Source organism: Hymenobacter seoulensis, assembly GCF_054780535.1.
Genome location: NZ_BAAGWD010000004.1, coordinates 139,453 through 166,444 on the forward strand (window position 1 = coordinate 139,453; position 26,992 = coordinate 166,444).

General features: G+C 57.4%; 24 protein-coding genes. 8 read left to right on the plus strand and 16 right to left on the minus strand.

Annotated features, from left to right (window positions below; all coding sequences use genetic code 11):
- Nucleotides 1-4: 4 nt before the first annotated feature.
- Entirely contained in the window at nt 5-226 is a 222-nt protein-coding gene (locus ACYVHC_RS16565) for a DUF2795 domain-containing protein (protein WP_019948259.1), read from the minus strand.
- 139 nt (nt 227-365) lie between these two features.
- Nucleotides 366-1,673: a DUF349 domain-containing protein gene (locus ACYVHC_RS16570; protein WP_460614901.1), complete on the minus strand. Its 1,308-nt coding sequence runs from the start codon at nt 1,671-1,673 to the stop codon at nt 366-368.
- A 412-nt stretch (nt 1,674-2,085) separates the two neighbouring features.
- Between ACYVHC_RS16570 and ettA the strand changes: the two genes are divergently transcribed.
- On the plus strand, nt 2,086-3,753 hold the full coding sequence (gene ettA, locus ACYVHC_RS16575; protein ID WP_460614902.1) for an ABC transporter ATP-binding protein: 1,668 nt from the start codon (nt 2,086-2,088) through the stop codon (nt 3,751-3,753).
- Nucleotides 3,754-3,851: 98 nt separating this feature from the next.
- On the opposite strand, the gene ACYVHC_RS16580 is transcribed toward ettA, so the two are convergent.
- Together ACYVHC_RS16580 and ACYVHC_RS16585 are read right to left on the minus strand one after the other, a co-directional pair.
- Complete coding sequence (locus ACYVHC_RS16580; RefSeq protein ID WP_460614903.1) at nt 3,852-5,474, minus strand: cation:proton antiporter; 1,623 nt, start codon at nt 5,472-5,474, stop codon at nt 3,852-3,854.
- Between the two features lie 474 nt (nt 5,475-5,948).
- Nucleotides 5,949-6,557: a helix-turn-helix transcriptional regulator gene (locus ACYVHC_RS16585; RefSeq protein ID WP_460614904.1), complete on the minus strand. Its 609-nt coding sequence runs from the start codon at nt 6,555-6,557 to the stop codon at nt 5,949-5,951.
- 256 nt (nt 6,558-6,813) lie between these two features.
- Between ACYVHC_RS16585 and ACYVHC_RS16590 the strand changes: the two genes are divergently transcribed.
- The gene (locus ACYVHC_RS16590) at nt 6,814-7,260 is read left to right on the plus strand and encodes a hypothetical protein (RefSeq protein WP_460614905.1); all 447 of its coding nucleotides are present in this window, start codon (nt 6,814-6,816) and stop codon (nt 7,258-7,260) included.
- A gap of 61 nt (nt 7,261-7,321) precedes the next feature.
- Complete coding sequence (locus ACYVHC_RS16595) at nt 7,322-7,726, plus strand: hypothetical protein (protein ID WP_460614906.1); 405 nt, start codon at nt 7,322-7,324, stop codon at nt 7,724-7,726.
- Nucleotides 7,727-7,843: 117 nt separating this feature from the next.
- Here the strand turns inward: ACYVHC_RS16595 and ACYVHC_RS16600 are convergent, their stop codons facing one another.
- Nucleotides 7,844-8,779: an SMP-30/gluconolactonase/LRE family protein gene (locus ACYVHC_RS16600; RefSeq protein ID WP_460614907.1), complete on the minus strand. Its 936-nt coding sequence runs from the start codon at nt 8,777-8,779 to the stop codon at nt 7,844-7,846.
- A gap of 373 nt (nt 8,780-9,152) precedes the next feature.
- Here ACYVHC_RS16600 and ACYVHC_RS16605 point away from each other — a divergent pair, with 373 nt between their 5' ends.
- A complete protein-coding gene (locus ACYVHC_RS16605) occupies nt 9,153-10,250 on the plus strand; it encodes a PAS domain-containing sensor histidine kinase (protein ID WP_460614908.1) in 1,098 nt (365 codons plus the stop codon).
- Between the two features lie 184 nt (nt 10,251-10,434).
- Complete coding sequence (locus tag ACYVHC_RS16610; RefSeq protein WP_460614909.1) at nt 10,435-11,103, plus strand: SOS response-associated peptidase; 669 nt, start codon at nt 10,435-10,437, stop codon at nt 11,101-11,103.
- Between the two features lie 805 nt (nt 11,104-11,908).
- Here the strand turns inward: ACYVHC_RS16610 and ACYVHC_RS16615 are convergent.
- The 3 genes from ACYVHC_RS16615 to ACYVHC_RS16625 all read right to left on the minus strand — a co-directional run bounded on the left by ACYVHC_RS16615 (nt 11,909) and on the right by ACYVHC_RS16625 (nt 14,222).
- A complete protein-coding gene (locus tag ACYVHC_RS16615) occupies nt 11,909-12,163 on the minus strand; it encodes a hypothetical protein (protein ID WP_460614910.1) in 255 nt (84 codons plus the stop codon).
- Nucleotides 12,164-12,373: 210 nt separating this feature from the next.
- The gene (locus ACYVHC_RS16620; protein WP_460614911.1) at nt 12,374-13,561 is read right to left on the minus strand and encodes a trypsin-like peptidase domain-containing protein; all 1,188 of its coding nucleotides are present in this window, start codon (nt 13,559-13,561) and stop codon (nt 12,374-12,376) included.
- Nucleotides 13,562-13,640: 79 nt separating this feature from the next.
- On the minus strand, nt 13,641-14,222 hold the full coding sequence (locus tag ACYVHC_RS16625; RefSeq protein WP_460614912.1) for an RNA polymerase sigma factor: 582 nt from the start codon (nt 14,220-14,222) through the stop codon (nt 13,641-13,643).
- Nucleotides 14,223-14,356: 134 nt separating this feature from the next.
- Between ACYVHC_RS16625 and ACYVHC_RS16630 the strand changes: the two genes are divergently transcribed.
- On the plus strand, nt 14,357-14,605 hold the full coding sequence (locus tag ACYVHC_RS16630; protein WP_460614913.1) for a hypothetical protein: 249 nt from the start codon (nt 14,357-14,359) through the stop codon (nt 14,603-14,605).
- 180 nt (nt 14,606-14,785) lie between these two features.
- Here the strand turns inward: ACYVHC_RS16630 and ACYVHC_RS16635 are convergent, their stop codons facing one another.
- The 7 genes from ACYVHC_RS16635 to ACYVHC_RS16665 form a co-directional block, all read right to left on the minus strand.
- The gene (locus ACYVHC_RS16635) at nt 14,786-16,555 is read right to left on the minus strand and encodes a hypothetical protein (RefSeq protein WP_460614914.1); all 1,770 of its coding nucleotides are present in this window, start codon (nt 16,553-16,555) and stop codon (nt 14,786-14,788) included.
- Between the two features lie 63 nt (nt 16,556-16,618).
- Nucleotides 16,619-18,904 carry a hypothetical protein gene (locus ACYVHC_RS16640; protein ID WP_460614915.1) on the minus strand — a complete coding sequence of 762 codons (2,286 nt, stop codon included), beginning with the start codon at nt 18,902-18,904 and terminating at the stop codon, nt 16,619-16,621.
- A 26-nt stretch (nt 18,905-18,930) separates the two neighbouring features.
- Nucleotides 18,931-20,520: a BatA domain-containing protein gene (locus ACYVHC_RS16645; protein WP_460614916.1), complete on the minus strand. Its 1,590-nt coding sequence runs from the start codon at nt 20,518-20,520 to the stop codon at nt 18,931-18,933.
- 157 nt (nt 20,521-20,677) lie between these two features.
- Nucleotides 20,678-21,349 (minus strand): DUF4468 domain-containing protein, encoded by a 672-nt coding sequence (locus ACYVHC_RS16650; protein WP_460614917.1) that lies wholly within the window; start codon nt 21,347-21,349, stop codon nt 20,678-20,680.
- 67 nt (nt 21,350-21,416) lie between these two features.
- A complete protein-coding gene (locus tag ACYVHC_RS16655) occupies nt 21,417-22,289 on the minus strand; it encodes a DUF58 domain-containing protein (protein WP_460614918.1) in 873 nt (290 codons plus the stop codon).
- 123 nt (nt 22,290-22,412) lie between these two features.
- Nucleotides 22,413-23,390 (minus strand): AAA family ATPase, encoded by a 978-nt coding sequence (locus tag ACYVHC_RS16660; RefSeq protein WP_460614919.1) that lies wholly within the window; start codon nt 23,388-23,390, stop codon nt 22,413-22,415.
- A gap of 61 nt (nt 23,391-23,451) precedes the next feature.
- Nucleotides 23,452-24,075 carry a DUF4159 domain-containing protein gene (locus ACYVHC_RS16665; RefSeq protein ID WP_460614920.1) on the minus strand — a complete coding sequence of 208 codons (624 nt, stop codon included), beginning with the start codon at nt 24,073-24,075 and terminating at the stop codon, nt 23,452-23,454.
- Between the two features lie 201 nt (nt 24,076-24,276).
- Here ACYVHC_RS16665 and ACYVHC_RS16670 point away from each other — a divergent pair, with 201 nt between their 5' ends.
- A complete protein-coding gene (locus ACYVHC_RS16670; RefSeq protein ID WP_460614921.1) occupies nt 24,277-24,870 on the plus strand; it encodes a porin family protein in 594 nt (197 codons plus the stop codon).
- Between the two features lie 65 nt (nt 24,871-24,935).
- The gene (locus tag ACYVHC_RS16675; RefSeq protein ID WP_460614922.1) at nt 24,936-25,595 is read left to right on the plus strand and encodes a porin family protein; all 660 of its coding nucleotides are present in this window, start codon (nt 24,936-24,938) and stop codon (nt 25,593-25,595) included.
- Nucleotides 25,596-25,665: 70 nt separating this feature from the next.
- On the opposite strand, the gene ACYVHC_RS16680 is transcribed toward ACYVHC_RS16675, so the two are convergent.
- Nucleotides 25,666-26,991, minus strand: coding sequence for a TldD/PmbA family protein (locus tag ACYVHC_RS16680; RefSeq protein ID WP_460614923.1), 1,326 nt, complete (start codon nt 26,989-26,991; stop codon nt 25,666-25,668).
- Between the last annotated feature and the right edge of the window lies 1 nt (nt 26,992).

Genomic DNA, 26,992 nt, shown 5'->3' on the forward strand with positions numbered 1-26,992 from the left:
TCACTTAGTATTCGTCCTCGTTGAACATGAAGTCCTCTTTGGTCGGATAATCCGGCCATACTTCTTCAATGTTTTCGTAGGGCTGACCATCGTCTTCCAGAGCCTGAAGGTTTTCTACCACTTCCATCGGGGCACCCGAGCGGATAGAGTAATCGATGAGCTCATCCTTGGTGGCAGGCCAGGGTGCGTCTTCCAGGTACGAAGCAAGTTCCAGGGTCCAGTACATAGTCGTGTGTGCTACTAAAAAGTGGTCAAAAAGGTAAATCTCGTCAGCAAAAACCTAGCCGTCGGTGGGGGCATGACACCATTACCGACTCAGGGTTGCTTTTCGCTGTCGACAACGTAAAATAGTGGGTAAAGTTGGCTTAGCTAGTCAGGCGTTGCTCAAACATGGCAATCAAATCCTTCTTGGTTCTGATTTTTCGATCGAATGCTTTGATTTTGCCTTGCAACATGGTCCGGAAGGCTTCATTGCCCGGCGAGTCGTTGAGCTTGCCTAGGTTTTCTTCCAGTACTTCCTGTTCCTGTTTGTCTGACTTGATAAAGTCACGCAGGGCCTGGATGCGTACTGTGGCTTGGTCGCGGGACGAGCTGACCTCGGGGCCAGCCGGCAAACGCTTGCGGATATAGTGCTCCAAGGCGCTCATTTCAAACACCTTATCGCAGGCCAGGATAAACTGCTCCCACACCCGGTCTGATTCCTCGCCGCGTACGGGCCCTACCTTTTTCCAGGCTGCTTGCAGCTCCTTGGCCCGCGCTACGGCCTGCGACATGGGCTGGCTGAGCAGGGCTTGCGCCTCGGCTACTAAGGCGCGCTTACGGCTCAAGTTATCCTCTCCGGCCGATGACATAGCCGGCTCCGTGCGCTTGCTTTCAATGTGCACCTTCAGGCGCTCAAAGAAGTGGTTGTGGGCGGCCCGGAAGCGCGTCCAGAGGTCGTTGGCCTGCTTGCGGGGCAGCGTACCATCTATTTCTTTCCAGGCCTGCTGCAGCTGCTTGAGCTTGCGGGTCGTCTCTTCAAACTCAGTGGAGTTTTGTAGAGCCTCCGACTTGTGAATCAGGTCTTTGTACTGGTCGTAGACCCGGTTGGTCATGGCCTTCTTCTCGGCCAGGAAATCCTTTTTACGGGCGAAGAAGGCATCTACGGCGGCCTGAAAGCGCACTTCCAGCTCGTCGGTGAGGTGCTTTTCTACGGGGCCAGTCTTAATCCAGCCCTGGCGCAGGTCCTTGAGCTTGTCGCTGCCACCCTGCCAGTCAATGGTGTCGTGCAGGGCCTCGGCCTCCTGAATCAGGCTGATTTTGGTAGCGAGGTTTTTTTCGCGGTTGCGGTTAATGGTAACTTTAATGGACTCTTCGGCTTCCGTGAGCCGGTTGTACAGGCTCTCAAAGTCGCCGAGGGCGTCGTAGCTGGCTACCTGCTCCTTTAGGTGCAGGGCCTTCATCAGGAAAGAGCCTTTGTTGTCCGACTCCTCAATTTTCTGGAGCAGGTCCTCTACTTTGGAGCGAAACAGATTGAAGCGTTGGGCAAAATAAATCAGCGAAGCATCAGCAGATTCTTTGACCTGGCCAACTTGGCGGGCGGGCAGGTCTAATAGCGGGCTAAGCCACACCTGGTCGCCCTCAATGTAGCCATAACGGCGGGCTTCGGCCAGCAAGTGGTCTTGTTCTTCCATAATCAGATAGCGGGGAGCGAATAGGTGGAAAGGTCGAGGTTCAGGCCAAAAATATGAACAAGTTTACGGGTTGTTGACTAATTCTTCTGCCCGGCCCAGGCTTCGGAATGTTTGCTGGAGCTGCCTACCTTTGGCATTCCGGCCCACAACGCAGGTTTACTAGCGCCGGTGCCCAGGTAGTTACTCAGTGGGAGGAGCTACGAACGGACAGCCAGCGCGGTTATTATGTATGTATTCAAAAAGCAGAATAAACCACGTTTGGCCCGTTCTGCCCGTACGGCCCGCTGCCGTATGATACCGCAAAATAGAAACCTGCGCCGAACTCACAAGCTTGCCGGCGGTTTGAGCGCCCCGGCACCCTAGTACATGTACCTTCACGGCCCTAGGCCCTTCACGTTTCCGAACTCTCTGTATGAGCGACCAACCCACCATTATTTTCTCAATGGCGGGGGTGACGAAAGTCTATCCTCCGCAAAAGCAGGTTCTTAAAAACATTTACCTCTCGTTTTTCTACGGGGCCAAAATCGGCGTACTCGGTCTGAACGGCTCGGGTAAGTCGTCGCTTCTGAAGATTATTGCCGGGGTTGATAAGCAGATTCAGGGCGACGTAGTATGGTCGCCGGGTTACTCCGTGGGCTACCTAGAGCAGGAGCCGCACCTTGATGCTACCAAGACCGTGCTGGAAGTGGTGCAGGAGGGCGTAGCCGAAACCGTAGCGCTGCTCAAGGAATTCGACGAAATCAACGAAGCCTTCGGGGCCGAAGACGCCGACTTCGATAAGCTACTGGAGCGCCAAGGCACCGTGCAGGAGCGCCTCGACCAGCTCGACGCCTGGAACCTCGACAGCAAGCTGGAACGCGCCATGGATGCCCTGCGCACGCCCGCCCCGGATGCCATCATCGGCAACCTCTCGGGTGGTGAGAAGCGTCGCGTAGCCCTCTGCCGCCTGCTGCTGCAAGAGCCCGATGTGTTGCTGCTCGACGAACCCACCAACCACTTGGATGCGGAAAGCGTGCTGTGGCTGGAGCAGCACCTGCAGCAATACAAAGGCACCGTAATAGCTGTAACCCACGACCGGTACTTCCTCGATAACGTGGCCGGCTGGATTCTTGAGCTTGACCGGGGCGAAGGCATTCCGTGGAAGGGCAACTACTCCTCGTGGCTGGAGCAGAAATCAAACCGCTTGGCCCAGGAAGAGAAAACCGAAAGCAAGCGTCAGAAAACCTTGCAGCGCGAGCTGGAGTGGGTGCGCATGGCCCCGAAAGCGCGCCAGGCTAAGAGCAAGGCCCGCCTTGCCGGCTACGATAAGATGGTGAACGAGGACTCCAAGGAGAAAGAGCAGAAGCTGGAGCTGTTCATTCCCGACGGGCCGCGCCTAGGCTCCCAGGTGATTGAAGCCGAAGGGCTGACCAAAGCCTTCGGCGACAAACTCCTGTTTGAGAACCTCTCGTTCAACCTGCCACAGGGCGGCATTGTGGGTATCATCGGACCGAACGGCGCGGGTAAAACCACGTTGTTCCGCCTCATCACGGGCCAAATGCAGCCCGATGCGGGCACGTTTGTAGTGGGCCCCACGGTGCAAACCGCCTACGTTGATCAGCAGCACGACACGCTGGATCCCAACAAAACGGTGTTCGAAACCATTTCGGGTGGCACGGAAACCATGTTGCTGGCGGGCCGCCAGGTGAACTCGCGCGCTTTCGTGAGCAACTTCAACTTCCGCGGCGGCGACCAGGAAAAGAAAGTGGGCTCGCTCTCGGGCGGGGAGCGCAACCGCGTGCACCTCGCTACTACCCTTAAGCAAGGCGCCAACCTGCTCTTGCTCGACGAACCCACCAACGACCTGGACGTGAATGCCATCCGGGCGCTGGAAGATGCCTTGGAGAACTTTGCGGGCTGCGCCGTTATCATCAGCCACGACCGGTGGTTCCTCGACCGTTTGGCTACGCACATTTTGGCTTTTGAGGGCGACTCGCAGGTAGTGTGGTTCGAAGGCAACTTCACCGACTACGAAGAAGCCAAGCGCAAACGCCTTGGCGACGTGGAGCCCAAGCGCGTGCGCTACCGCAGCCTGGGGTAATTCCCTAGGTAGTATTACCGCTCAAACCGACAGCCTTCCTTATCCGCAGATAGGGAAGGCTGTCGTGTTGTAAAGCCGCACCGATACTGGCTGCCGGCTTAATGCGGCATGTGGCTGATTTTGGCTTCGTCAAGGTCCAGTTGGGCTTCTTGGTGGCGGAGCATTTCTTCCTCGAATACGTCTTCACGGCGCAGCACAAACAGTTCTTCGCGCTGCACGCGCAGCACATCCAGCAATACTTGGTGGTAGCGCTGCAGCGCCAACCGCTTCGATTCGTCGTAGTCCAGCGCTTCCAGCAGGTTTTCGGTGCGTTGGGCTTCCGCGTGCATGCGCTGCTGCAGGGCTCTAATGAGCTCATTTTCCTGAATATCGGGGAGGTAATGCTGGCCCATATGGTCCAGGGCCACTTGGCGCAAACGAAGCCGAATGCCTGCTTCCTGCGCATCGGTGGGCATGCGTTCTTCAATATGTGCCACACCGGTAAAGCGAATGAGTGCTGGCAGCGTGAGGCCCTGAAATACCAGCGTAACCAAAATCACGACGAAGGTGATAAACAGAATCAGGTTACGCTGCGGAAACTCCTGCCCGTTGGCCAATAGCAGCGGTACGGAAAGCGCCGACGCCAACGACACTACCCCGCGCATACCCGCCCAACCGATAATCAGGGGCCCTTGCCAGCCGGGGCTGGTTTCAGAAGTGCGGATAGTACGACTTAGCCAGCGGGGCACAAACGCGGCCGGAAACATCCACAACAACCGGATCAGGATAACAATGACGCTGATAATGAGGCCGTACATAATAGCCTGCCGGAGCGAATACGAGCCCAACCCCTCTACCGCCACGGGCAGCTCCAGCCCAATCAGGATAAAGACCAGACCATTCAGCGCAAATCCAACGCTGGCCCACACACTGTTAGCTTGCAGACGCGTATCGGCATCAAATACCCGATGCGACCGAAACGAGAGTAGCAGCCCGCCACTAACCACGGCCAGCACCCCCGAGAAGTGAAATTCTTCAGCCAGCAGGTACATCACGTAGGGCGCAAGGAAGGTAAGCACCGTGTTGATGCTGGGGGTGGTGGGGAGGTAGCGGTGAATGAGGTAGAAAAAATGCGCGACTACCAAGCCCACCACTAGCCCCATAAAACTCACCAACACGAAGCTGGAAGCAGCCTGTTGCAGCGTAAACGTGCCAGATATCACGGCTGCCAGCGCAAACCGAAACACGATAAGGCTGCTGGCGTCGTTGATCAGGCTTTCCCCTTCCAGAATGCTGGTTACCCGGCGCGGCACTTTCACGCCCTTCAGCACCGAGGTAGCGGCCACAGCATCAGGGGGCGAAATAATACCGCCCAACAGAAAGCCCAGCGGTAGGGTGAACCCCGGAATCATGGCCCTGGACACGTAGGCCACGATGGTAGAAGTAAAAAATACCAGCCCAAAGGCCAGCAACCCAATGGGCCGTTTCCAGCGCCAGAAGTCTTGCCATGAGGTTTCCCAGGCCGCTTGGTACAATAAGGGTGGCAGGAAAATCAGGAAAATAAGGTCCGGATCAATACTGATGGCAGGTAAGCCCGGCACGAAACCCAGGGCCAAACCAGCCAGCACCAAAAAGATAGGGTAGGAAATACGCAGCTTCTGGCCCAGCATCACGAGCAGCAGCATGGCAAACAGCAGCCCCAGAACCAGCAGAATATTCTCGTGTAACGTGGTGTCGTGCATCAGAAGAGAGAAACTAAAGACGGGCTGCCCGCGGCAGGAGTCAGTAACGAAATGGCCGGCTCCACCGGCCTGGCTGCGGCTTCCGGCAAATTGAGAAGGCTGGCCGGGTGGAGCAACGGTTGCGGGCAAATAGTAGCCTAGGCGCAAGAATACCAAAAGCTCAGCTGTGAAGCACGCTACCCGGGTTTTCTGCTCCTTCGCCCAGCAGAATAGGGCGTTGGTTGCGAAAGATGGCCCGTTGGCCTAGTAAACCAGCATCGCGCCTATCCCACTCTGTACCTTTGACTTAATAAAGAATTAGCGCGAGTGGGTCCTATGGAAAGGAAGGCGCTCACCGCGAAGTATTGACCACCGGCAAAAGGAGTAGGGTGGATGAATGAAATTTGCCGGTCAATGCGATGGAAAAAGCCGCTGCCTCAGGCAGCGGCTTTTTTATTGGGCCACTTTAAGCTCGGGTAGGGGCTAGTAAGTTCGTCAAGTCGTTACCCATCCTTCGCGCACGGCCTGTACCGCCAGACCAACCAGCGTTCTGGCTCCCGCTTTCTGAAGCAACGCCCGCCGATGGCTTTCCACCGTACGCACGCTAAGGCACAGATGGTCAGCTATTTCCTGGTTGCAATAGTCGTGTACTACCAACCGCAGCACCTCCAGCTCACGGCGGCTAAAGGGTGTAGGTGGGGCTAGCGTCCGGTGAGGCAGCATGGGCTGCCCAGCAGTTGCGGAGGAAGCATGAAGCAAGTAACTCTGAAACAGGGAAAGTACAGTGGCCGGCGCAGCGTGGTGGGGCAAGCAGGTGTGCGTATCCCGGTCGGCCAGAAACTGTCGCAGGCTGGTAGAAAGGCGGTTTCCGGTGAGTAGCACCACGGGCTGGCCGCTGCGAATTGTATATAGCGACTCCAGAAACGGCAGCAGCGGCTCCGTGGGCAAAGCGCAATCGAGAACAAGTACCGCGTACGCATGCTGGTAGAGCATCCGGGGAAGCTCGGCGGCATCTAGCTGAAGCGTAATAGGTAAGTCCGGCCACGCGTCGTGGAGGGTAGCCAATAGCCCCTGGCGGTGTAATGACGGGGAGGCAACTAACAATACGGCTGTAGGATAGGCACACATAGGCTGTTGCGTAAGGACATTACGACCCTAATTTCACTGGCAGCAATAGGTAAGCCCGAAGGGGATAGTATAGAGCGGAACGCACTTAAGATACCTAATAAAAAGTATTTTATGAATATTAAATATAATAATAATTAAGATCACAAATACATGCAGTGCAGCAGGGCCTTAGGCGTAGGGTCTGAAGGGAAAGTAGATTATCTTGTCTACTTCTTGTTGCTCGCTTTCTGTTATGCTGCCTTCTTCTGACTACTTAAGCCTAACCTACCGCCCCGATTTGCGGGTGCTGGTGGCGCGCTGGCAGCGGCAGCCTACCCCGCCAGAACTGCAGGAAGGCTATTGGCAGATATTGGCTTTGGCCGTAGCAGGGCACCATATCTATTGGCTGATAGATGTGCGGCGGCGCGACAACGCCAACCAGCAAGGCACTCCCTGGATGATGGAAACGTTTTTTCCGGCAGTGGCCGCGCAACTTGGCGGCCCAACGTACGTGGCGTATCTGTTCTCGCCCGCGCACCTAGCCGATTTGGAGGCTGATGCCTCGGTGCCGCCCCTCTCTTATTTTGATGACCGCCCTTATCAGGTGCAGCGCTTCACTGATGAACACCACGCCATGACCTGGCTGGCCAGTTGCCAACTCCACGACCAAGCAGTGGCCGCAAAACGAACCCAGCGGTAAGCCTACCAGACCGCTAGTACTTATTTATAGTGAGCAGAAGCTTCGGCTCCTGAGTGTAAGTATGCACCTTCATCCTGTTGTTGAAATGCCCGGCCTGGCTATTGGCTACGACTCAGATAACCAATGGCTGTATGCCGACTGGCACGGCGAGCACACGCAGGAGTCGTCGCGGAAGGCATGCATGCTGATGCTGGAAAGCCTGCGAGCATGGCCATGCAGCAAAATCCTCAACGATAATTCAAGCATCACGCATACTTCAGCCGAGCTCAGTGAGTGGGGCATCTGGTGGCTGGATGAAATGCAGCGGGCGGGCCTTGAGCACATTGCCTGGGTGTTTTCGCACCACTTTACGGCCCGCCAAGCTTCTGAAGGCAGGCTCCAGCTAATTTCGCGGCCCGTGGTTGGCACCTTTGATGATGTGGCTTCCGCGTGCGTATGGCTTCAGCAGCAAGCCGCCCGAAGCTAACTAGGCGCGCTTTTTACTAGGGTCCTTATTCCCGCCAACCGATGAGGGTTTGCGCCCCGGCGCACCCTAGCAAAACGATTGCCACCGAAGCCCGGGCTAGTAGCGGTGGCGCGGTTGTTATACCCCCTTTACGCGCATGGGTAAGGTGTATATGCCTTCTGATGCCGTAATAAACAGGATGTTACGGTTCTTACCCGCAAAGCAGACGTTGCCGGTCCAGTCAGCCGGTACCTCAATGTGCTCAATCTGTTGGCCCGCCGGGTTGTATACCGTTACGCCTTTTCCCGTCAAGTACACGTTGCCTTCCGCATCAATGGTCATGCCATCGGAGCCCTGCTCCACAAACAGCTGCCGGCCTACTAGGTGCCCGTCGGGGCTAATCTGGTAGCGGTAGGTTTTATTAGCCCCAATATCGGCCACGTAGAGCTGGCGGCCATCGGGTGTGCCGATAATGCCGTTGGGTTGCTGGAGCTGATCATCTACCACTATCGGTTGCTTACCCGGCGGCAGGTAGTACACTTTCTGCCCGCCCAGGCCTGGGTCGGGGGCGTTGCGCTTCCAGTAAGTGCGTTGGTAGTACGGGTCCGTGAAATAGATGCCGTCGGTTTTGGGATTAATCCAGAGGTCGTTGGGGCCGTTGAGGCGGTGGCCCTGTACATCTTTCACTAATACCTTGGGTGTGCCTGTGGCATCAATTGACCAGAGCTGGTTATGTTCATCGGCACAGGCCACCAGGTTGCCTTTTTTATCGAAATACAGGCCATTGGCGCGGCCGGCCTGCTCCATAAAAACCGTCAGCTGGCCCTCGGTGCTGTACTTCCAGATTTTGTTATTGGGCTGATCAGTGAAATACACGTTGCCCGCCTTGTCGGCTGCGGGGCCCTCCGTGAAGGAAAACTGGCGCGCCACCAGCGTTGGTTTGGCCTGGTTGGCCACTACAGAAGCGGCCGGGCCACCCTGCTTCCGGGCCTCCGGATAATGCCAGCATGTGAAGGCACAGGCACCGGCTACTACACAGAAAAGACCTATATACAGAGCGGGGCGGTACGTCATATAGCCAACGGAGTATCAGTGGAGTAAGTAAAGAGGTGCCGACTGCCTAGGTTGCTCAGATGGGCTAACCCACGGGCACACCGACCCGAACAGTAATTCTTCGAACGTAAGCACATCTTCCGTCTCTTATACGCAGCCAAAACCACGGGCCACTAACGGAGGTGCTTAGAAAAAGCTAATATGCAATTTATCAATGTTTTGGAGGTGTGGTATGAAGTAAATATATAATAGGTTTTATATTATTTACTTGTTATTTCAGCCGTACGTTACTACTTCAGCTAGGGCCCAGAGGCAAGCTTATGATTGAGCGCGAAGCGCGCGGAAACATACCACCTAGTGTTGCGTATTCAATCTGCCTTCCACCTGCCACCTAATGTTAGATTTCGCTGCCCTGTTCCGTCCGCTAGTTGAACGTAGTCAAGTGGTGTACTTTGTATACCACTTGGAAGCCAGGCAGTTTCACTTCGTGAGTCCGGCGTATGAAACGGTATTTGGCCAGCCATGCGCCGAGGCAACTGCGGCGCTGCCGCGCCTTATCAGTCGGCTACACCCCGATGACCACCATTTTGTGGGCGCGCGCCTGGCGCACCTGATGCGAGGAAAGTTTGTGGAAGATGTGGAAGTGCGGCTGGTGCCCGAAAACGACCCAAACGGGCCGGTGCAGTGGCTCTATGTAACGGCCGGACGTGTAGAGCAAAGTCCGGGTCACACCTACCTCAGCGGTACCGTACAGGATATTACCAGCAACCGCGAGTACCTCGACAATGTGGACAAGTTCAACAAGAAGAAAAATACTACCCTCGAAATCCTGTCGCATGATCTTGCCGGGCCTTTTGCCATGATCAAGCAGGTAGCCGGGTTTGTGACGGAAAAGGTGGAAAGCCTCCACGACTCGCAGCTAAACCACCTGCTCCACATCATGCAGAACACCTGCCAGGACAGCATCAACCTGATCCGGGACTTTGTGGACAATGAGTTCCTGGAGTCGTCAAATGTACAGATGAAGGTAGAGCGCGCCGATCTGGCCCTGGAACTGCGGGAGATGGTAGCAGAGTATCAGAAGTCGGCTGAGGATATTGCCAAACATTTTTCTTACAAAGGCCCGGAGCAGCTCTTTCACGTCCTCGACCACAACAAGTTCATGCAGGTAATCAATAACTTGCTGAGCAACTCTATCAAGTTTACGCCCGACGGTGGCCGCATTCGGGTAGGGTTAGAGGAGCATCCTGATCAGGTACTGATAACCGTGGCAGATAACGGCATCGGAATTCCGGACGAGTTTCAAGACACGCTTTTTGAGCGCTTTACACCCGCTCGCCGCACCGGCCTGCGCGGAGAAAAAACCACCGGACTAGGCATGTCCATCATCAAAACCATAGTTGAGCTCCATCAGGGCCGTATTTGGTTTGAGAGTGCAGAAGGCCAGGGTACTACGTTCTTCATTGCGCTGCCCCGCACCGAGCCAGCCTAGCCCCTGGTAAGGCGTAAACCCTAACGAAGGCTGCTTAGTTGACTGCTACTGGTCCCGGCAAAGGTTCATAAGGTAGCAGGGGCGTGGCGACGGGCTTGCTCATCCGTGGTGGACCATTAGGCGGGTGATGGATGACTACAACAGCGCCTGTTTCGTACAAGGACCTGTACCAACTACCACCATTATGTGCGGCCGTTATACTGTTACGCCTCCTGCTGCGGCGCTTGAGGCGCGTTTTGATGCTTCCTTTGCCGGTGACCCCGTGCTGCCTACCTACAATGCCGCGCCGTCTCAGCGTCTGCCCGTTATTCTGAACACGGAGCCCGGCCGCATTCAGCTGCTGCAGTGGGGCCTGATACCAGGCTGGGTAAAAGAGGTGCAGAAAGCGCCCCGCCCCATTAATGCGCGGGCCGAAACCTTAGCTGAAAAGCCTTCATTCCGGACGCTACTCCAGCGGAAGCGGGCCTTGGTGCTGGCTGATAGTTTCTATGAGTGGCAAGTTACTGACCACGGCAAAGTGCCGCACCGGATTTTGCTGCAAAACAAAGAGCCCTTTGCGTTTGCGGGCCTCTGGGATGAATGGGTAGATAAACAGACCGGCGAAATCAAGCCAACCTTTACCATCATCACCACTGCACCAAACAGTCTGATGGCCCCTATTCATAACCGTATGCCGGTGCTGCTTGCGAACCGGGAGGCGGAGCTGGCCTGGCTTGATGATGGCGTAGGCCTAGCGCAGCACCAGGCGCTGCTGCAGCCTTTTTCTGCCAAGGCTATGCAGGAATATCAGGTCTCAACGCTCGTGAACTCACCGACGAATAATGAGCCGGCTGTATTGGCCCCAGCGGCTTAACACTGAAGGCACTAAGGGCACTATAGCAAGCAGCTAGGCCAGTCATGCCAATAGGTTTGGCGTAAAATGCAGGCTAGCGGCTAGGTGCCTGTGGTGCGCGGAATAGCTCGTTGCGCCGTATAGCGCGGGCATAACGCGACTCGCCAGCAGCTTTTTTAGGAAGGAGTTTCGCAAGGAAGCTCTTCTTGGCTGGTAGGCGGGTAGCGGCCGCTTTTGGATCTGGTTGAGCAGCCTTTCCGGCCAGAGGCACACAAGTTGCACTACCAACCAGTAGCAGAACTATAGTAGCAAAGTGTTTCATTGGAATAGGTGATTGTGCAATTTTATACGAATACAATGCTAATCAATTATTTTGTAATAAGTATATATGATATGTAACTATTCTGTACAAAAAAGAGACCCATCGCTTACGACGGGCCCCAAGTGAGAAGCGGCATCAAATGGAGATGCAGCTATGAGTTTGAAAATCAGCTTATCTGCGATGATGCGCACGCCGATAAGCACGGGTTGAGTTGTGTGCTTTCTTGCGTTTAAATAAGCCGCCTTTCTTGTACTTATTCGGATTTGGGCGTACAGTTTCGGTAGTAGCATCTGCCATTGTTACAGCGGGCATGGCTGTTACTTCTGTTCCAATCAATAAAGTAAGCCCAGTGATAAGGAGTGTGGCTGTTGTCATGTTATTGCGGTTAGGTTGTGTTGTTGCAAGTATATGTTAAATTTATTATTGTTAATATTATACTAGATTTTTTGCATAAAAAAAGCTCCCTCACATAGTGAAGGAGCTTTGAGAGCTACGCTGGAAAGCTTATTCCGTGTCGTCGGCGGCTTCAGCAGCTTTGGCAGCTACTATAATAGCAAGGCTGGCCACCACCGCAATACCTACAATGAGCTGTGTGGTAGTGAAGCGCTGCGAGGCTTTGCGCAACAAGTGCCCGCTGTGCTTCAGGAAATCATCTAGCTGATCCTGCTCCCCTTTGAATACTTTGTATCCTGCTTGCAGGGCGTTAATAATCTCGTCAGGGGCAATTTTCTCAATTTCTTTTGGCAGGTGAGTGCTCATAGCAGGCAAATAAAACAGTGAAGGAAGAGTCTGGAATAGTGGGAATACGACCACTGAACCCTCTCTACGGAGCTAAGCCGAATTTTGATATGTGGAGTTAGGCCCACGCGTTAGTTAAACCCTGAGCTTGACCCGACTACCCAGGTATTTAGTCACAAAAAAGCCCTGCCGGCAAAGGCAAGGCTTTCTGTAATAGTAATTGAGCTCTGCTTATTCGTATACCTTAACCACGAAAACGTAGTCCTGCAGCTTCCGGATCTGCTGGGGCCTCGAGGTGCCACTGAGTTGGTTGTTGCGGGGCATGTTATAGGGTTTGCCCGCGCCCGCCGCACTCAACGAATCTACCAGGCGCATCAGGTACGATGACTTGGTGGCAAAGGCGGCGCTCTGTACATCCATCTGCCGGCCGCTAATCACGCCAATCAGGTTGCCTTTATCATCGAGGAGCGGACCGCCGGAGTTACCCGGGTTTACCGGAATGCTGATCTGGTAGAAGCCGGTGTCGCCTTCAAAGCCCGAACGAGCACTCAAGGAGCCGTCGTTGAACACCAGGTCTTCGCGCGGATAGCCCAGCGTGTACACCCGCTCACCTAAGTCAGACTGCCCGCGCTTGAAAGCATAAGGCAAGCGCCCGAAACCTTTAAACTGCTGGTCTTTGATTTGCAGAATAGCCAAATCGTGGGCTACGTCCGTGAAAACCGGCTCGGCCCGGAAGCGCTGCCGGTCACGGCCTTCAATCAGTAGGGAGTCGGCACCTTGAATCACGTGGTAGCTGGTTACTAGGTATCCATCAGCCGTAAGGGCAAAGCCGGTGCCGCTGAATTTTCCTGGGTTAGCTTTTTCTGGCTGCGCGTCAATCTGGTTGAGCGTGCGATTCATAGAGCGCTGGGTTTGCTTGATGCGCTCTACCTCCCGCCGCAGTACGGTGTAGCCATACAAAGAGGGCTTTTGGGCGGCTCTATACATTTCAAGGCCTAGCAGCGTAGCAAACACCGCGAGCACGGCTACGGAGGCGGCTACCATCATGGTGGCGCGGTGGCCGTTCCAGAAGTCGCGGAGTTTTTCCTCGGTGCGCGATATGCGCAACATCGGGCGGGGCGCCTGCCCGGTTGCAAACCGCTCGTGACGCTCGTCTTCGTCGGCCGCTTTGGCCAGCGGGGTAAGCCGTACGGCCTGCTCCGCATCCATATCGGCATGAATGGCGTGCAGCTTACGCCGCAAGGCCAAGCGGCGGCCATAAGCCGTTAGCGTGCCAGTCAGCGCCTCAAACTCCTGGAGCTGGCGCTCCAAGCCAGGGTCAGCAGCCAAGCGGCGCTCCAGATCAGCCCGCTCGTCTGGGGCCAGCTCGCCGGAGCGGTAGGCTTCAAATAAGGCGTAATAATCAGCTTCGGTTTTCATCTCGTATCTGAAAGCGAGAACAGGCCAGGTTGCAGATAGGCTTTGCTATTTATCTGCTCTATTTCCGTTCCTCTATCATCTAAGTAAGCTCCTGGTACTGACTGAAAAATAGCTTTTTGAGTCGGACCAGGCACTTGTATTTCTGGTTTTTGGCATTGTCGGCATTGGTGTAGCCAAACTCTGCCGTAAGCTGCTGCATCGATTTGTCGAGCAGGTAAAATCCTTCTAAAAGCGAGCGGCACGGCTCTCCTACCTGATCCAGCGCCTGAGCCATAGTGCCCAGTCGCCGGTCCCGTTCCTCAGCCAATTCCAGATCGGCCTCGGCACCGGTTTCGAGGTACGGCTCATAATCATCGAGGCGGCCGCCGAAGCGGGTTTTCTCGGTGAGCCGTTTCAGCCAGAGCCGACGGCACACGGCGTAGAGGTAGGTTTTGATTTGGCAGCTTAGCTCCAGGGAGCCGTCACGAACCTTTTCATAGAATACCATCACGCCTTCCTGATACACATCCTTGGCTTCGTCCTCGGTGCCGCTGTTTTGCAGCACGTAGTGCGAAATCATAGGAAAATGCAGCCGGTAGAGCTGTGCCAGGGCCCGGTCGTCGTCTTGGCGGATGGCCGCCACAAACTCCTCGTCGGTGTAGGAAGGTTGTCCCTTACCCATTCGCTTTGTTGATTAATACGTTGGCGTCCGGTTGGTAACCCAGTAAAAAAATATTTTCCAAGGTTGGGTTACCATTCGTCAGGAACGGTATGAAGGACGTTTTTTGGACAAAATTTCTCAAACCTACTATCAAAATGAAGAACCTCCTGAAGGTATCCGCTCTGGCCGTTGTTTTCGCTGCTACCCTCGTTTCTTGCGAGTCGAAGACTGCTGAGGAAACCACCACCACCACCGAGGCTACCTCGGTAGAAGCTACTGCTACTACTGCTGACACCACGGCTGCTGCTGCTCCTGCTGCTGACACTACTGCTGCTGCTGCTCCTGCTGCTACCACTACTACGGAAGCAACTACCACCACGCAAGCTACCACCGAAGTTAAGTAATTACGCGCCGGTTTGGCCGGTACGTTATTGCTAAGGTCCAGGTTCCGCACAGCGGAGCTTGGACCTTTTTTTGTGCCTGCATTTTGCCGGGAGGTAAGGTGCTGCTGCTAGCCCCACTACAGGCTTAAAGTGATTGGTGCCAAACTGCCTACCTATTTGGCTACAAAGCGGCGAGAGCAGCTAGAGTTTTTCTTCGAGCCACAGCAGGCCGGCCGCCAGCAAAAATAGGGCATACCCCCACCACCGCGGCCAACTGGTACGGGTGGTGCGGGCAACGACAGCCGGAGCCGCTTGCTTATCTGGCGTAAGCTGAGCTACGGCCTGCTGCCACGCCTGCCGGGCCGGGCCCTGCCATTGCTTGGCCCCGAACACGTAAAACCAGTGTTTGGCGGTGCCATTGCTTGCTTGGTACCAGCCCTCCGCACTAGGCCAGTACGTAGCCGTAGCCCACTCCGGGAGGTAGCGGTCCTGTTGCTGTGCAGCGCGTATGGTAGGGCCGGCGGGCTCGGTGAGGGTAAGTGCGTTGGAGGTGGGGCCGGTAGCCCGTAGCGTTAGCGGAGCATGCGGGTGAGGCCAGGCGTCTAGGGGGGAAATGGAGGTTGCGGCCAACTGGGGCGGGGCCACGGCCGTTAGGAGTTGGCTCCAGTACGACTGGTAGGTAGCTGCTTGCCCCTGTAGCAGCCAGGGAAACGTTTCGACCGCCGTAGTTACTACCACCTGTCCCATCCCAACCCGACGAACAACGGCCGCGGCCTGTTGGCGGGCATCAGTAACCAAGGCGCGGAGGTTTGGACCCGAGCGGAGGGTAGCAGATAGTAAGGTAGCGGCAGCCCCAGGCGCTTCGGGCCAGCGCACCGGCTGCGTAGTAACAGCGGCGGTAGGAAGGGCTTGGAGCTGGAATGCCGTGCCGCCCGGCAGCTGGCGCGGGAGGGTAGGTGAGTCGGCCAGGAGCAAGGCCCCGCAGGTGCCAGCCCGCACGGCCCGGCTCAAGGCCTCTGCTTCCGCCCCCGATAAAGAAGCCAGGGCTCCCGCATCAGCGACCAGCACCGTAAAACGGGCTAGCAAGGCCGGCGTGAGGCGGCCTAAATCAGGAGGCGACGAAACATTCAGGAACTCGGTTTGAGTAAGGCCACGGCTTAATCCGGTGCGCAGTGCTACGCTGTGTTGGTGTGCAGCCAGATAGTTTTTCAGAAAGCGAACCTCAAAAGAAGGGGCCGCCGCCAGCACCAACACCCGTAGTGGGCGGGTGGCCTGCACCTCTAGCGGTACCGGCTCGCGGGCAATTCGCTTCCCTTCCCGTCGCGCTTCCAGCCAATACACGGCCCGCCCTTCTGCTTTTGGAGTGAACCGTAGCCGAAAGTTGCCGTGGCCAGAGGCAAGCCGCACCGAGTCACGGGGGGCGCCGGCTGCGTGCAGGCTAACCCAGATAGGGCCGCTAGCATGTGCAAAAGCGCCTTCCACGGCCCAAGGCCGGCCAAGCTCGGGCTGGCGGTTCCAGGTAGCGGCCTGAAAACCACTAGCTGCCGAAGTGTGCGTAACCACCTTTAAGCCCTGTAGGGCTAGGGCATCAGCAGCCGGCAACCCGTTCCCTACCACGTGCAAACGCTGCAAGGCGGGCAGCTGCTGGCGCAGGGCAGCCAGGTTGCTGAGCATGGGAGTATCGGTAGAAGTAGCGGTTGTTTGATAGCGCCAGAGTGGAGTGCTGGCTCCTAGGCGCCGGAGCAAGTGCCGCAGGGAGTCCGGCGAGTAACCATCAGTGAGCAGGATAGCCGCCTGCGGCGTAGGTACCTTATGGGAGCTGGCTGGCGGGAAGGCTGCCAGCCACACGCCCGCTACGGCCACTAGCCCGGCTCCAACCCGCAACCCCCGCCGCCGCTGGTCCGGCCGACGCAGGGCAACTACCGTCAGAATCACGGCTAGCAGAAGGCAAAGAGCGAGGGCGTAGGGCATCTAAAAGAACAATTGCGAATTCAAACCAGGTGGATTGGTGGCAGGCTGGGACCTAGGAGGGGCCTAGCGGCTTAGCTCCTGAAAGTAGCGGCGGGCCAAGCGGTTAGCGGGAATAGGTGCCTGGCCGGGAGTTGGGGCCGTAGACGGCAGCAGGTCGGTGAAGGCACGCTCCAGCACCAGCAGCGCGGCTAACGACGGTGGCTGCCCGGCACGCAGGCTAGCAGAGAGGCGCCGCACTTCGCGCAGGGCCGAGAGGTAGGCGCCCGGCTTTTGCAGCGCGGCCCGAGCCAGCTCCTGCCCAGCTTGCTCCAGGGCCGCGGCGGCACCAGCGGGCGGGTGGGGCTGCTCGCGGAGTTGCGTGAGTACGCGCAAGGCGGCTCGCAGTACGGGTTGCCGTGGCGGAGCTTCCAGCTGCTGTTGGCGGCGCGGCGCGGCAGCACCAGCTAGGTCGCCGGTAAGGCGGGTAGTGGCTTCGGGCATCGGAGGCGGCGTGAAGCCGGCTTTCTTGACGTAGGCGCGGGTTTGCTGCTGTACTTCTTTCAGCAGCCGCAGCGCCCGATACTCAAAGGGTAGGGCCTCGCGGGGCCGGCCTGTGCGCAGGCGCAGCTCCGCTTCCCACATTTCGTTGAGCACGCCCCGCAGCTTGGCTTTCACGGCTGGCTCCAGGAAATCGGCGGTTTCAGAGTCATCGTGGCGGTGGATGTAGGGCTCCATGAGCTCAGCAGTAAGAGCGGCCCCGGGAGCAGCATCCGCAGCGGGCGGTGCATGGCCGTGGTCGTGCCCATCATCAGCGGTGTGTTCCTCTTTTTTCGGGGCAGGAGCCGGATCAGGCGTGTGATCTTCGGCTACTACCGAGCCTAGGCCGGGCTCTTCTTCCGGCTCATCAGCAGTGGGCGGTAGGGTAGCGCCGCCAATAGTTTCATCGGCTTCCTCGCCCAGAAACTTGCCGTAGCGCATGCGCAGAATCTTCTCATCAAACCCAATGGAGTTGGAGCGTTCCAGCAGGGTAGCCGCCGAGAGATTCTTCTGCTCAGCCAGCAGCTTTTCGGTGTCAATGATAATCTGGCGCTGGCTGCGGAAATACGCCGGCTTGGTATTCACGCCCAACGACACATCGAGGGAGCTTTCCTGTACGGTGGTGTCTTCCCACTGCACCAAATAGGTATCGGAGCGGGTGAGGTGTTGGCGGTTATCCCAGGCCTGGAGGTAGAAGTACACTTCGTCGCCGTAGGTGAGGCCCAGGGCCGGTAGGCGCAGCAGGTGCTGCAGGCTGGCCGTGGCGGGTTGGCCTCGCAGGGCAGCACTCAAGTCGGTGGCTACTTCCCGGAACTTCACTGCCTCGCCTTGGCCCTGGGCAACGGTAGCTACCAGCCGGGCGCGGGTGAGGCCATAGTCATCGGTGAGCTGCATGCGTACGGCTACCTGCGGTGGGCGCCCAAACTCAACCAGCGTGTACGCCTTAGGCGCCATGATGCGGATAGCAGGGGCCTGATCGGGCTGTACATCAATGGCATAGTCTTCAGAAACCTGCCCCGCAAACCGGATGCGGTATAAGCTGGAGGCGCCTAGGGCTTGCTCAAGAACAAACTCCCCGGGGCTGCCGGCTACGGCCCGCAATGGTAGCTTCTGCGTGCCTAACTCTAGCACTGGAGGCTGACTAGCCCCCTTACTCACCCGAACCGTCCAGCGCACTCGGCTATCCTGGGGGCAGCGGAATGAGCCTTCGGCTGGCGAAAACGAAGAGCGGCGCGTATAGGCCGGCGGCGTTACGCGCAGGCGAGTTTCCAGGATGCGGGGAGCCGAAGCAGGTGGGGGCACTGGTGCCTCAAAGCGCAGCTGCAGCGGCTTATCGGCAGTGGCGGAATGTGGTGCTTGGGCCGAGGGGCGCTGCCACCAGGCCAGGCCTGCCAGCAACAGCAGCAAGCCCGTGAGCAGTAGCGGCCGCTTGAAATCTACTGGCAGCAGCGGGCCTGTGGTTAGCTCGGGCAAACGGGCTAGCAGGCGCTGCTGCTGCAACTGGCCCAGCAGGTTCAGCTCCGTTGTTGGCTGCAGCAGCAAGCCGGAGCTGTCTTCCAACTCCGGATACAGCCGGTCGAGGCGCTGGGCTATGGCGCTGGCGGGCGTTTGCCACACGCGCCACAGAAGCCAGCCTGCCAGCAGTACACCTAGCCCAGCGGCAACTACAGCTATGATTTGCCACGCGGGCCAGCCTAAGGCAAGCACCAACGCCAGTACCAAGCCAGCCAGCAACGGAAGCAGCACGGCCACAGTACGCCGCCCGGCCCACGCACGGCGAGCCGCGGAAAGCGGTGCTTCGGTAGTAGCAAGGGTGGCGGTCAGGAGGCGCATAGCACAAGGTAAGAGGTGAAGGGCCGTTAGCTGCCGGCCGGTGCAGCAGTCCGACGGTTCTGATAGGCACTCAGCAGGCGTTCGGCCCCAAACAGCAGTCCGGCCGCTAGCACAAACCACGGGGTAAGGTCGCGGTGCGGTGCGGAGGCCGAGACCGGAGCGGCAGCGGCCACTAGCCCGGCTTGTAGTTGGGCGAGGTCAAGTAGGCGAGGATCGGGGCCGGGGGCCGCAGCAGAGGTTGACGGCAGGAGCAGGGGTAGCAGCAGAGCCGGCAGGTCGGGGCTTTCGGCCAGCGCACTCCAGGCCGGATCAAGGCGGGTGCGAAACTGATACTGTACCCCGGCGCCTTCTGGGTACGAGGTAAGCAGCGGCTGGCCCGTGGCCGTGGGCCACCAGGAAGTTGCTGCCACCGGAGTCGTCGTGGTATCGAGCCGCAGGATAGCTACTGGCCCGGTGCTGCCCGCCATCAGGAAGCTAGTGGCTGATTGTTTGGGTGTTTTGTTTGGAGCTTCCTGCCATATTCGTATGCCTTGGCTAGCTATCCGCTGAGCCCAGGAAGTTGGCAGCGGCGCCTCCCGAAGCCAGAAAAGCCAATCCAGCGAGTCTGATAAGGAAGGTAGCGCCGAGGAAACGGTTAGCCGCGGAGCAAGGGGTAGTACCGAGCCGGCGGCGCGCACCGCTGCTGCCAGCACGTTAGCCGAGGCGGCATGGGTGGCATCAAAGCTGATAGCCAGCCGCAACGGCTGCGTCAGCACTGGCAGCGCCCGCTGCTGGCCATTTTCTGTCACCGTCAGCTTCCTGGCAGCAAGGTCAAGCTGAACCTCATTTGGTAAGCCCAGCCCTGGTATCGTACCGCTGGTAGCTGGCCAGCGCCGGCGCACCTGCCGCAGCGTAATGCCGGTTTCGGAGCCGTGGGCAATGAGCAGTACCAAACTATCAGGCCGGGGTTGCCAGGCGGCTACGGGCCAGATAAGTGAATCGGGGCCCGGAAGTGGGAGCCAGCGCACCGCGGCTGGCAGCGGCAGCCGCCTGCCTGAGAAGGATGCCAGGCTGGGAGTAGCCACCACAACCAAGGGCCGACCAGGCAACGAGTCAGCCGCTTGCCGCACGGCGCTCCAGAGGTTGAGCGACTGCCCAGCATCAGAGGCAGCAAGTGTATCCGTAGCAGGAGTTGCCTCCGCATTTGGGTCCTGAAAACCTACCGCAGTCCAGGGTAACGCGGGACCTAGGGGTTGGCCCGCCCGCAATTGGCGCAACTCATACCCCTGCCGCCGCAACGAGTCCAGCACCGGCCGCACGGGCGCTAAGCTGGTTGCCGTCACCTCGGGGCCTAGTAGCACCTGGCCGCGGCGGGGTGGCGGGGGGAGCAGCTCGTTGGGTTCGGCCAAAGCCAGGGCAAACAACCCTACAATTGCGGCCCGCAGCAAAAAAAGCCACAGCTGCTCAGGCTTGATGCTGCGCAACCGCCGATTGGCGGCCGCTTCCAGCCACCGCAAACTGCCCACCTGCACCACTCGGCCCGGCTTACGGTTCCAGAGATATATAGCCAGCGGTACCGCCAGCCCTAGCAGGGCCAGCCAGCCGATGGTGGCGTGTTGAAAAAAGATGGAGGGCAAGTAAAAGCGCAGGTTTCAGGTAACAAGAGGCGAGCGGCCGGAACACGCTGCTTCCCACGGGAAAGTAGGCAAATCCGAAACACAGACACAACTTAGCCGGCCGGCGTTGCGGCGCTACCCTTCAAATTCTCGTGGTTGCTTGCTCCGTCGGCGCTCATTATTGCACTTGTGGCTTTACCATATACTGCTGCAACGAGTTAGTTAGCGCTGTCATGGCCTGCTCTATGCCTAGGCATTGCTGCAGCATTCGCGGCCGGGGCTCGCCTTTATCGGTGTACTGAGTATTATCTCGTAGTTGAGGCTCTACAGGTTGGCGGTACCGTTGCGAGTGCACGGTGCTGATGTGGGAATACTCATCCCGCCGAAGCCACTCTACTAAGGCATCGGCGGTCATGGCGTTGCTCGAATTCCCAATCGCGCTGGTAGCAGGATAATCAGGATAGCTTATGTCGGTAAACTCGTAGTGTAAAACGCCGGCCTGGATGCGTAAGCTGAACCGAAAAAGTAGGTTGAACTGCTTTGCATCTTGGTTTCTTAGGGCCGGAGCGGAGGCTGTCGTCATGGCCTTGCCTATCAGCACGCCACGCCCGGCATCTGCTAGCTGTATTACCGACTCATACTGCTCAAACTGCAGCGCTACCCATTCCTGGGCGCGGCCATATAGCTCAGCTGCGAGCAAGTCCGGTGCTGCAACCTTGCCGCGGTACGAGATACGCTGCGTACTGCTGTCAACAGGCACAATGGGCAGTGGCCGGACGGGCAGCACGTGCTGGGCATAGGTAAAATGGGTAGTCAATAGAAATGCCGCCACCAAGAGATACTGCTTCATACCTGAATAGAAAAAGCAAGGAATATCAGGTAAAGCAAATACTTGGCCGAGTTGAGGAGCTAGCAGCCTAGCCCTGACTTCGGCGCCGAAGAAATTCGCGCAGCGCAGTGGTGAGCGGTTCGGCCGTATTGAGCTGGTAGTAATCGAAGCCATGGGTGCGGGCGCGCTGAGCGGCCTCGCGCAGCCACTGCTGCAGGTGCTGCTGCCAGGTACGGCGCTGCTGGTCAGCGTCGAGCTGCAGGGTGCGTCCCGTTTCCAGATCCTCAAACGTTACCGCCCCCCGAAACGTGAATTCCAGTTCATTGCGAGCCAGCAGGTGCAGCAGTAATACCTCGCCAGAGGCTGCCCGCAGCCGAGTCAGGAGTCGCTCAATCTCGCCGTCTTCTTCGTACAAATCACTAACGCAAATGGTCAGGGCTGGCTGGCGTCGGGCCGTGAGGGGTGCTAGGGTAGCGGCATCCGGAAAGCTACCCGCGGCCTGCGCCGTTTCCAGGGCATGATACAGGCGCGGCAACTGGCGGGCATCGGAGCGCGGCGGCAGGTGGCGCAGCCCCGCCGGGTGCAGTATGGTCAGGGCCACGGCATCGCCCTGCTGGGTGGCTACGTAGGCTAGCGCCGCACACAACAGTCGGCCATACTCCAGCTTGGTCAGGCCATTATCGTCGCGGTGGTTCATGCTGGCCGTAGCATCTAAAACCAAGTGTACCACTAGGCTCGTGTCTACCTCTGATTCGCGCAGATAATACCTATCGGAGCGAGCTGCCAGGCGCCAGTCGAGGCGGCGCAGGTCGTCGCCGGGCTGGTAGGGGCGGTACTGGCTGAACTCCAGCCCCGCGCCGCGCCGCCGGCTTAGGTGGGCGCCGTGCAGCAACCCTTCGGCGGCTCGCTTGGCGGCCAGCGGCAAGTTGTGCAAGGAGTGCAGGAGTTCGGGCGTAAGCATATCGTTCAGTTGCTGGTGGTCAGTTGCGGGGCGAGTTGCCAGGAATAGGCTACCAGTGATAGGTGAAAATGAGCGAGCTGCTGGCTGTAAATAAAAACGAGCTGGCAACGAGATACTGGTACCTTAAACTTGTACTACCTTCAGCAACTCCCGCACAGCATCGTCGGCGGTTAGGTTTTCGGCTTCGGCGTTGAAATTGAGCAGAATGCGGTGGCGCAACACGGCTGGGGCCAGAGCGTGCAAATCATCAAGAGTAGCGGCGAAACGGCCGTGCAGCAGGGCCCGCGCTTTGGCGCACAATATCAGGGCCTGGCCGGCGCGCGGGCCCGCTCCCCAGCGGCCGTATTCTCGAATAAACTTCACCTCTGAGGTAGCCGGACGCGTAGCCCGCACCAGACGGTTTACAAGGGCCAGCAGCTCGGGGCTGATGCTTACCTGCCGCGTAAGCTGCTGAAGCTGGCGTACGTCCTCACCCCCCAAAACGGGCTGCACCTCCTGGCGTACCGTACCCGTGGTACCGCTGAGCACGGCCAGTTCCTCTTGCTCAGTGGGGTAGCCAATGCGGATGTAAAGCAGAAACCGGTCGAGTTGGGCTTCGGGCAGGGGGTAGGTGCCGCTTTGCTCGATGGGGTTTTGGGTAGCCAGCAGAAAGAAGGGCTTCGGCAGCGCGTGCTCCTGGCCGGCGTACGTTACGTGGCCTTCCTGCATGGCTTCCAGCAAAGCCGCCTGCGTTTTGGGCGGGGTTCGGTTGATTTCGTCGGCTAGTACCAGGCTGGCGAAAATGGGCCCTTCGTTGAATTTAAACGAGCGGTGGCCGGTGCCGTGGTCTTCTTCCAGAATTTCAGTGCCCAGAATGTCCGTCGGCATCAGGTCAGGCGTGAACTGGATGCGGCGGAAGGGCAGGTCAGTAGCCTGCGCGAGGGTGCGCACCAACAGGGTCTTGGCCAAGCCAGGCACCCCTTCTAGCAGCGCGTGGCCGCCCGCCAGCAACGCCACCAATACTTCTTCCAGCACTTCCTGCTGGCCCACAATCACCTTCCCGATTTCTTGTTTGAGCTGCGGTATTTTCTGAAGCAGGCGAGTTACGTCTTGTTCGGTCATGCAGGGTAAGTGTTGTCGCAGAAACTAGCGGGAAAGTTGATGGTGAAGTACTAGGTAGGTACTAGGCCGTAAGGGCGTACAGGATGATGTTTACACCAAACTTGGTGTTGTCTTCGGCCAGAAAGCGCTTGTTTCGGAAATCATAGTCCCACTCGCAGCCGTAGTCCTTGTTGGAGTAGAGCACCGCCAGGCGGCCATTAATTTCGATGCCCTTCAGGTAGTCGTGCACCAGGTCATCGCCCCAGCCGTTCAGCTCGAAGCCAGTGTTCGGTGGGCCATCCGGAAACTTGAAAAACTGCGAGTAGATGGGGTGCGTTTTCGGTAGCTTTTTCAGCGCGCCGGCCCCAAACGATACGCGCATCTGCTCTTCAAAAGAGCGGGCAAACAGGCCATCGATGTCGTGGTTGCAATCGTCTACAAACACGAAGCCGCCGCCGCGCACGTACTGCTCAAAGTTCTTTTTTTCCTGCCCCGAAAACTGCACCAGCCGGTGGCCTGAGAGGTAGCAGAAGGGGTAGCGAAACAGCTCCGCCGAGTCGAGGGCCACTACCTTCTCTTTGGCCACCACCGGCACTTTGGTATACTGCACCAAGGAGTGCAGCAGGTTGGCAGGCATGCGTTCATCTACGGCATCCCAGTCGCCGGAGCGGTATTGCAGACGCACGAAGGTGAAAGGAGCAGGCATGAAGCTTGTAAGAAGGAAGGAAACGGCGAAAGGACACCACTACCGCCGCATAGGTGGCTTACGGAAGCACAAACCCTAGCAGTTTTTTCGGCAGACTACACAGGGAGCCATGATTTTGACGCGCTTAAACATACACCCTCCGCGCTCAATTTCGTTAGCCTCTGCTAGTCGATCTTCTGTAACTAACTCACTACCTGCGCTATGAAACATGCCTTGCTTTTTTTGCTGGCCTTTTTGCTGGCTGCCACTGCCCACGCCCAGCTCGGGGTGAAAGCCGGCATCAACGCCGCCGTATTGGATGGCGAAAACCTGGGTTCCACCTCCACCGACTACAAAACCTACTATCACGCCGGCATTTTCTACGAGGCCAAGCTCATCGGGCCCGTGTCCATTCAGCCGGAGGTGTTGTACTCCTTGCAGGGCAGTTCTTTTAAAGATGCCGTAGGGAATTACGATGCTAAGCTGCACTACCTCAATGTGCCGGTGCTGGCCAAAGTCACGCTAGGTCCTGTATTCGTGGAAGCCGGCCCGCAGTTTGGATTACTCCTGAGCAAAAGTGAGAGCGGCGAGGTAACCGTTTCTTCTACCGGAAATGGCCCCTACAGCAGCTACAAGCGCGGCGACCTGAGCCTAGCCGCCGGTGCTGGCCTCAAGCTGAGCAACTTTCTGGTAGGCGCTAGGTTAAACGCGGGCCTCAACGACATCAACGATGCCAAAAACCTCAGCGGCGCCAACGATTCCCGGTTGCGCAACCGCGTGATACAAGGCTATATTGCCTTGCAGTTTGGGAAGTAGTATCCCGATATAGTTTTAGTTTATCTCAATCAGCGATTCGTCCAGTATTCGCTCTTTTCTAATTAATGCACAAAGTATTTATTCTGTTACTAGGAGCCGTTCTGCTTAGTAATGTCACCCACGCTCAGAAGATGGGAATCAAATTTGGCGTTAAAGGAGGAGCCAATTTGGCCATACTTGATGGGCTCGTCAACGTGGATCCTGAGTTTAGAATAGCACCTGTTGGAGGCGTATTTTTACGGCTGCGTTCGGATCAGGTATTCGCTTTTCAGCCAGAAGTACTCATCTCGGGCCAAGGAATGAGGAGACAGTGGAGCTATAGTACCAATTCAGGTAAGCAAAGTACTAGGCTCACGTATCTGGCAGTGCCTATCATGTCCAAAGTTTATATAAAATCAATCTTTTACCTGGAAGTTGGTCCGCAGTTTGGCTTGTTACTGGGCGGAAATGTAAAGGGTGAATCCAGATATAATGACGGTTCTACTCAGAAGGAAATTGCTTATGAAAAGGATGTTAAGAAGGATTATAGCAATGACTTTGCCTTGTGTGGAGGCCTCGGAGTTGATTTTAAGAATGGCTTAACCATAGGAACACGGTTGAACTACGGCATAAGCGATATTAATAATAATGTTGATAGCCAACGGGCCCGCAAGCTAGATGGTATGGGAGGGATACATAACCGCGTTTTTCAATTTTCAGTAGGCTACCTCTTTGGAAAAAACTGAGGTAATACGCCTTCATACAAAAAGCCTGTATCCGCAAAAGGATACAGGCTTTTTTACTAGTCAGGGATACTTATACCGCATCGGAGAGGCTAGTGAAAGTGAAGTCTCGAATCTTGAGCGGGGGCACCAGGTTGCCGCCCAACCGCACCGGTTTGCCAATGGCCTCGATGTTGTTGAGCATAATCACGGGGCTTTCATTGAAGCGGAAGTTCTTCACTGGGTGCTTGATTTTGCCGTTCTCGATGTAGAAAGTTCCGTCGCGCGTCAGACCGGTGTAGAGCAGCGTTTGCGGGTCCACGTCGCGGATGTACCACAGGCGCGTGACCAGAATGCCTTTGGCCGTGCTCTTAATCAGGTCCTGCACACTTTGGGTGCCACCTTCCATGATGAAGTTACCGGAGAAGGCGGTGGGCTGCACCTTATTCTTATCGGCCCAATAGCGCGAGTAGTACAGGTTTTTCACCACGCCTTTCTCCACCCAGTTGATGCGCTTGGCCGGCAGGCCTTCGCCGTCGAACACGCCGCTAGGAGCTAAGGGGTTGAGTGGGTCAGAGTAGATGGTAATGCGCGGGTCGAAGAGCTTTTCGCCCATGCGGTTGCCGCCGCCCTTTTTGCTCAGGAAGGAGCGGCCTTCGTCGGCCTCGCGAGCCCCGAAGTTGTACACCAGGTTGTTGAGCAAGCCTTCATCGGAAACCAGCGCGGCTGGCTCCAGAATGACGGTGTACTTGCCAGGCTCCAGGGCTTTGGCGTTGCGTGAGCCTGCTGCTTTGTCGGCCGCAATCTGGGTGAGGGACTTGGCATTGAACTTCGACACGTCGGTGAAGTCGGCCACGGCATAGCCGGAACCCGTGCCATCGGGCGTGCGCACCGTCACGGAGAAATCAACGCTGGTGCTTTGCTGGTAAGCTTCTAGGCCTTTGTTGTTGCGCAAGGCTATGAAGTACGCGCCGTCTTCGAGGTAGCCGGCGCCCGTGAGCTGCTTAGCCGCGCACAAGGCAATACTGTCGCCGGCCACCTGGGCCCGGAAGTCGGGCGTGATGGCGGCGGTGCTCGCCGCGTAGCTAACTGGGGTTAGGTACTGCTGGGGGCCTAGCAACGGCATATACTCCGGGTCTTCGGGCGCTAGGCGGGCTACCTCTTCGGCGCGTTGTACGCACCGGCGCAGCGTAGCATCGTCGAACTGATTACAGGTTGCTACCCCTGCCCGCTTGCCAAACCTCGACTCCACCACCAACGACACGTTATCGGCGCCGCCAGCGGTGCTCACCGAGTTGCGGGCGTAGCGGATGTTGCCGATGGTGCGGCCCTGCAGGCTGGCCTGGCACTCATCGGCGGTGCTGTAGCTGATGACCTTTTTCAGGATGGCCTGCGACTCATCTTTAGATAGAATAGCCATG

Bases quoted from the DNA above. Each gene is read 5' to 3' on its own strand.
- ACYVHC_RS16565 (WP_019948259.1), bottom strand. From the start codon at position 226: ATGTACTGGACCCTGGAACTTGCTTCGTACCTGGAAGACGCACCCTGG.
- ettA (WP_460614902.1), top strand. From the start codon at position 2,086: ATGAGCGACCAACCCACCATTATTTTCTCAATGGCGGGGGTGACGAAA.
- ACYVHC_RS16620 (WP_460614911.1), bottom strand. From the start codon at position 13,561: ATGAAAACCGAAGCTGATTATTACGCCTTATTTGAAGCCTACCGCTCC.
- ACYVHC_RS16675 (WP_460614922.1), top strand. From the start codon at position 24,936: ATGCACAAAGTATTTATTCTGTTACTAGGAGCCGTTCTGCTTAGTAAT.
- ACYVHC_RS16580 (WP_460614903.1), bottom strand. From the start codon at position 5,474: ATGCACGACACCACGTTACACGAGAATATTCTGCTGGTTCTGGGGCTG.
- ACYVHC_RS16670 (WP_460614921.1), top strand. From the start codon at position 24,277: ATGAAACATGCCTTGCTTTTTTTGCTGGCCTTTTTGCTGGCTGCCACT.
- ACYVHC_RS16590 (WP_460614905.1), top strand. From the start codon at position 6,814: ATGCTGCCTTCTTCTGACTACTTAAGCCTAACCTACCGCCCCGATTTG.
- ACYVHC_RS16615 (WP_460614910.1), bottom strand. From the start codon at position 12,163: ATGAGCACTCACCTGCCAAAAGAAATTGAGAAAATTGCCCCTGACGAG.
- ACYVHC_RS16680 (WP_460614923.1), bottom strand. From the start codon at position 26,991: ATGGCTATTCTATCTAAAGATGAGTCGCAGGCCATCCTGAAAAAGGTC.
- ACYVHC_RS16570 (WP_460614901.1), bottom strand. From the start codon at position 1,673: ATGGAAGAACAAGACCACTTGCTGGCCGAAGCCCGCCGTTATGGCTAC.
- ACYVHC_RS16600 (WP_460614907.1), bottom strand. From the start codon at position 8,779: ATGACGTACCGCCCCGCTCTGTATATAGGTCTTTTCTGTGTAGTAGCC.
- ACYVHC_RS16640 (WP_460614915.1), bottom strand. From the start codon at position 18,904: ATGCGCCTCCTGACCGCCACCCTTGCTACTACCGAAGCACCGCTTTCC.
- ACYVHC_RS16610 (WP_460614909.1), top strand. From the start codon at position 10,435: ATGTGCGGCCGTTATACTGTTACGCCTCCTGCTGCGGCGCTTGAGGCG.
- ACYVHC_RS16660 (WP_460614919.1), bottom strand. From the start codon at position 23,390: ATGACCGAACAAGACGTAACTCGCCTGCTTCAGAAAATACCGCAGCTC.
- ACYVHC_RS16595 (WP_460614906.1), top strand. From the start codon at position 7,322: ATGCACCTTCATCCTGTTGTTGAAATGCCCGGCCTGGCTATTGGCTAC.
- ACYVHC_RS16655 (WP_460614918.1), bottom strand. From the start codon at position 22,289: ATGCTTACGCCCGAACTCCTGCACTCCTTGCACAACTTGCCGCTGGCC.
- ACYVHC_RS16630 (WP_460614913.1), top strand. From the start codon at position 14,357: ATGAAGAACCTCCTGAAGGTATCCGCTCTGGCCGTTGTTTTCGCTGCT.
- ACYVHC_RS16650 (WP_460614917.1), bottom strand. From the start codon at position 21,349: ATGAAGCAGTATCTCTTGGTGGCGGCATTTCTATTGACTACCCATTTT.
- ACYVHC_RS16635 (WP_460614914.1), bottom strand. From the start codon at position 16,555: ATGCCCTACGCCCTCGCTCTTTGCCTTCTGCTAGCCGTGATTCTGACG.
- ACYVHC_RS16625 (WP_460614912.1), bottom strand. From the start codon at position 14,222: ATGGGTAAGGGACAACCTTCCTACACCGACGAGGAGTTTGTGGCGGCC.
- ACYVHC_RS16605 (WP_460614908.1), top strand. From the start codon at position 9,153: ATGTTAGATTTCGCTGCCCTGTTCCGTCCGCTAGTTGAACGTAGTCAA.
- ACYVHC_RS16665 (WP_460614920.1), bottom strand. From the start codon at position 24,075: ATGCCTGCTCCTTTCACCTTCGTGCGTCTGCAATACCGCTCCGGCGAC.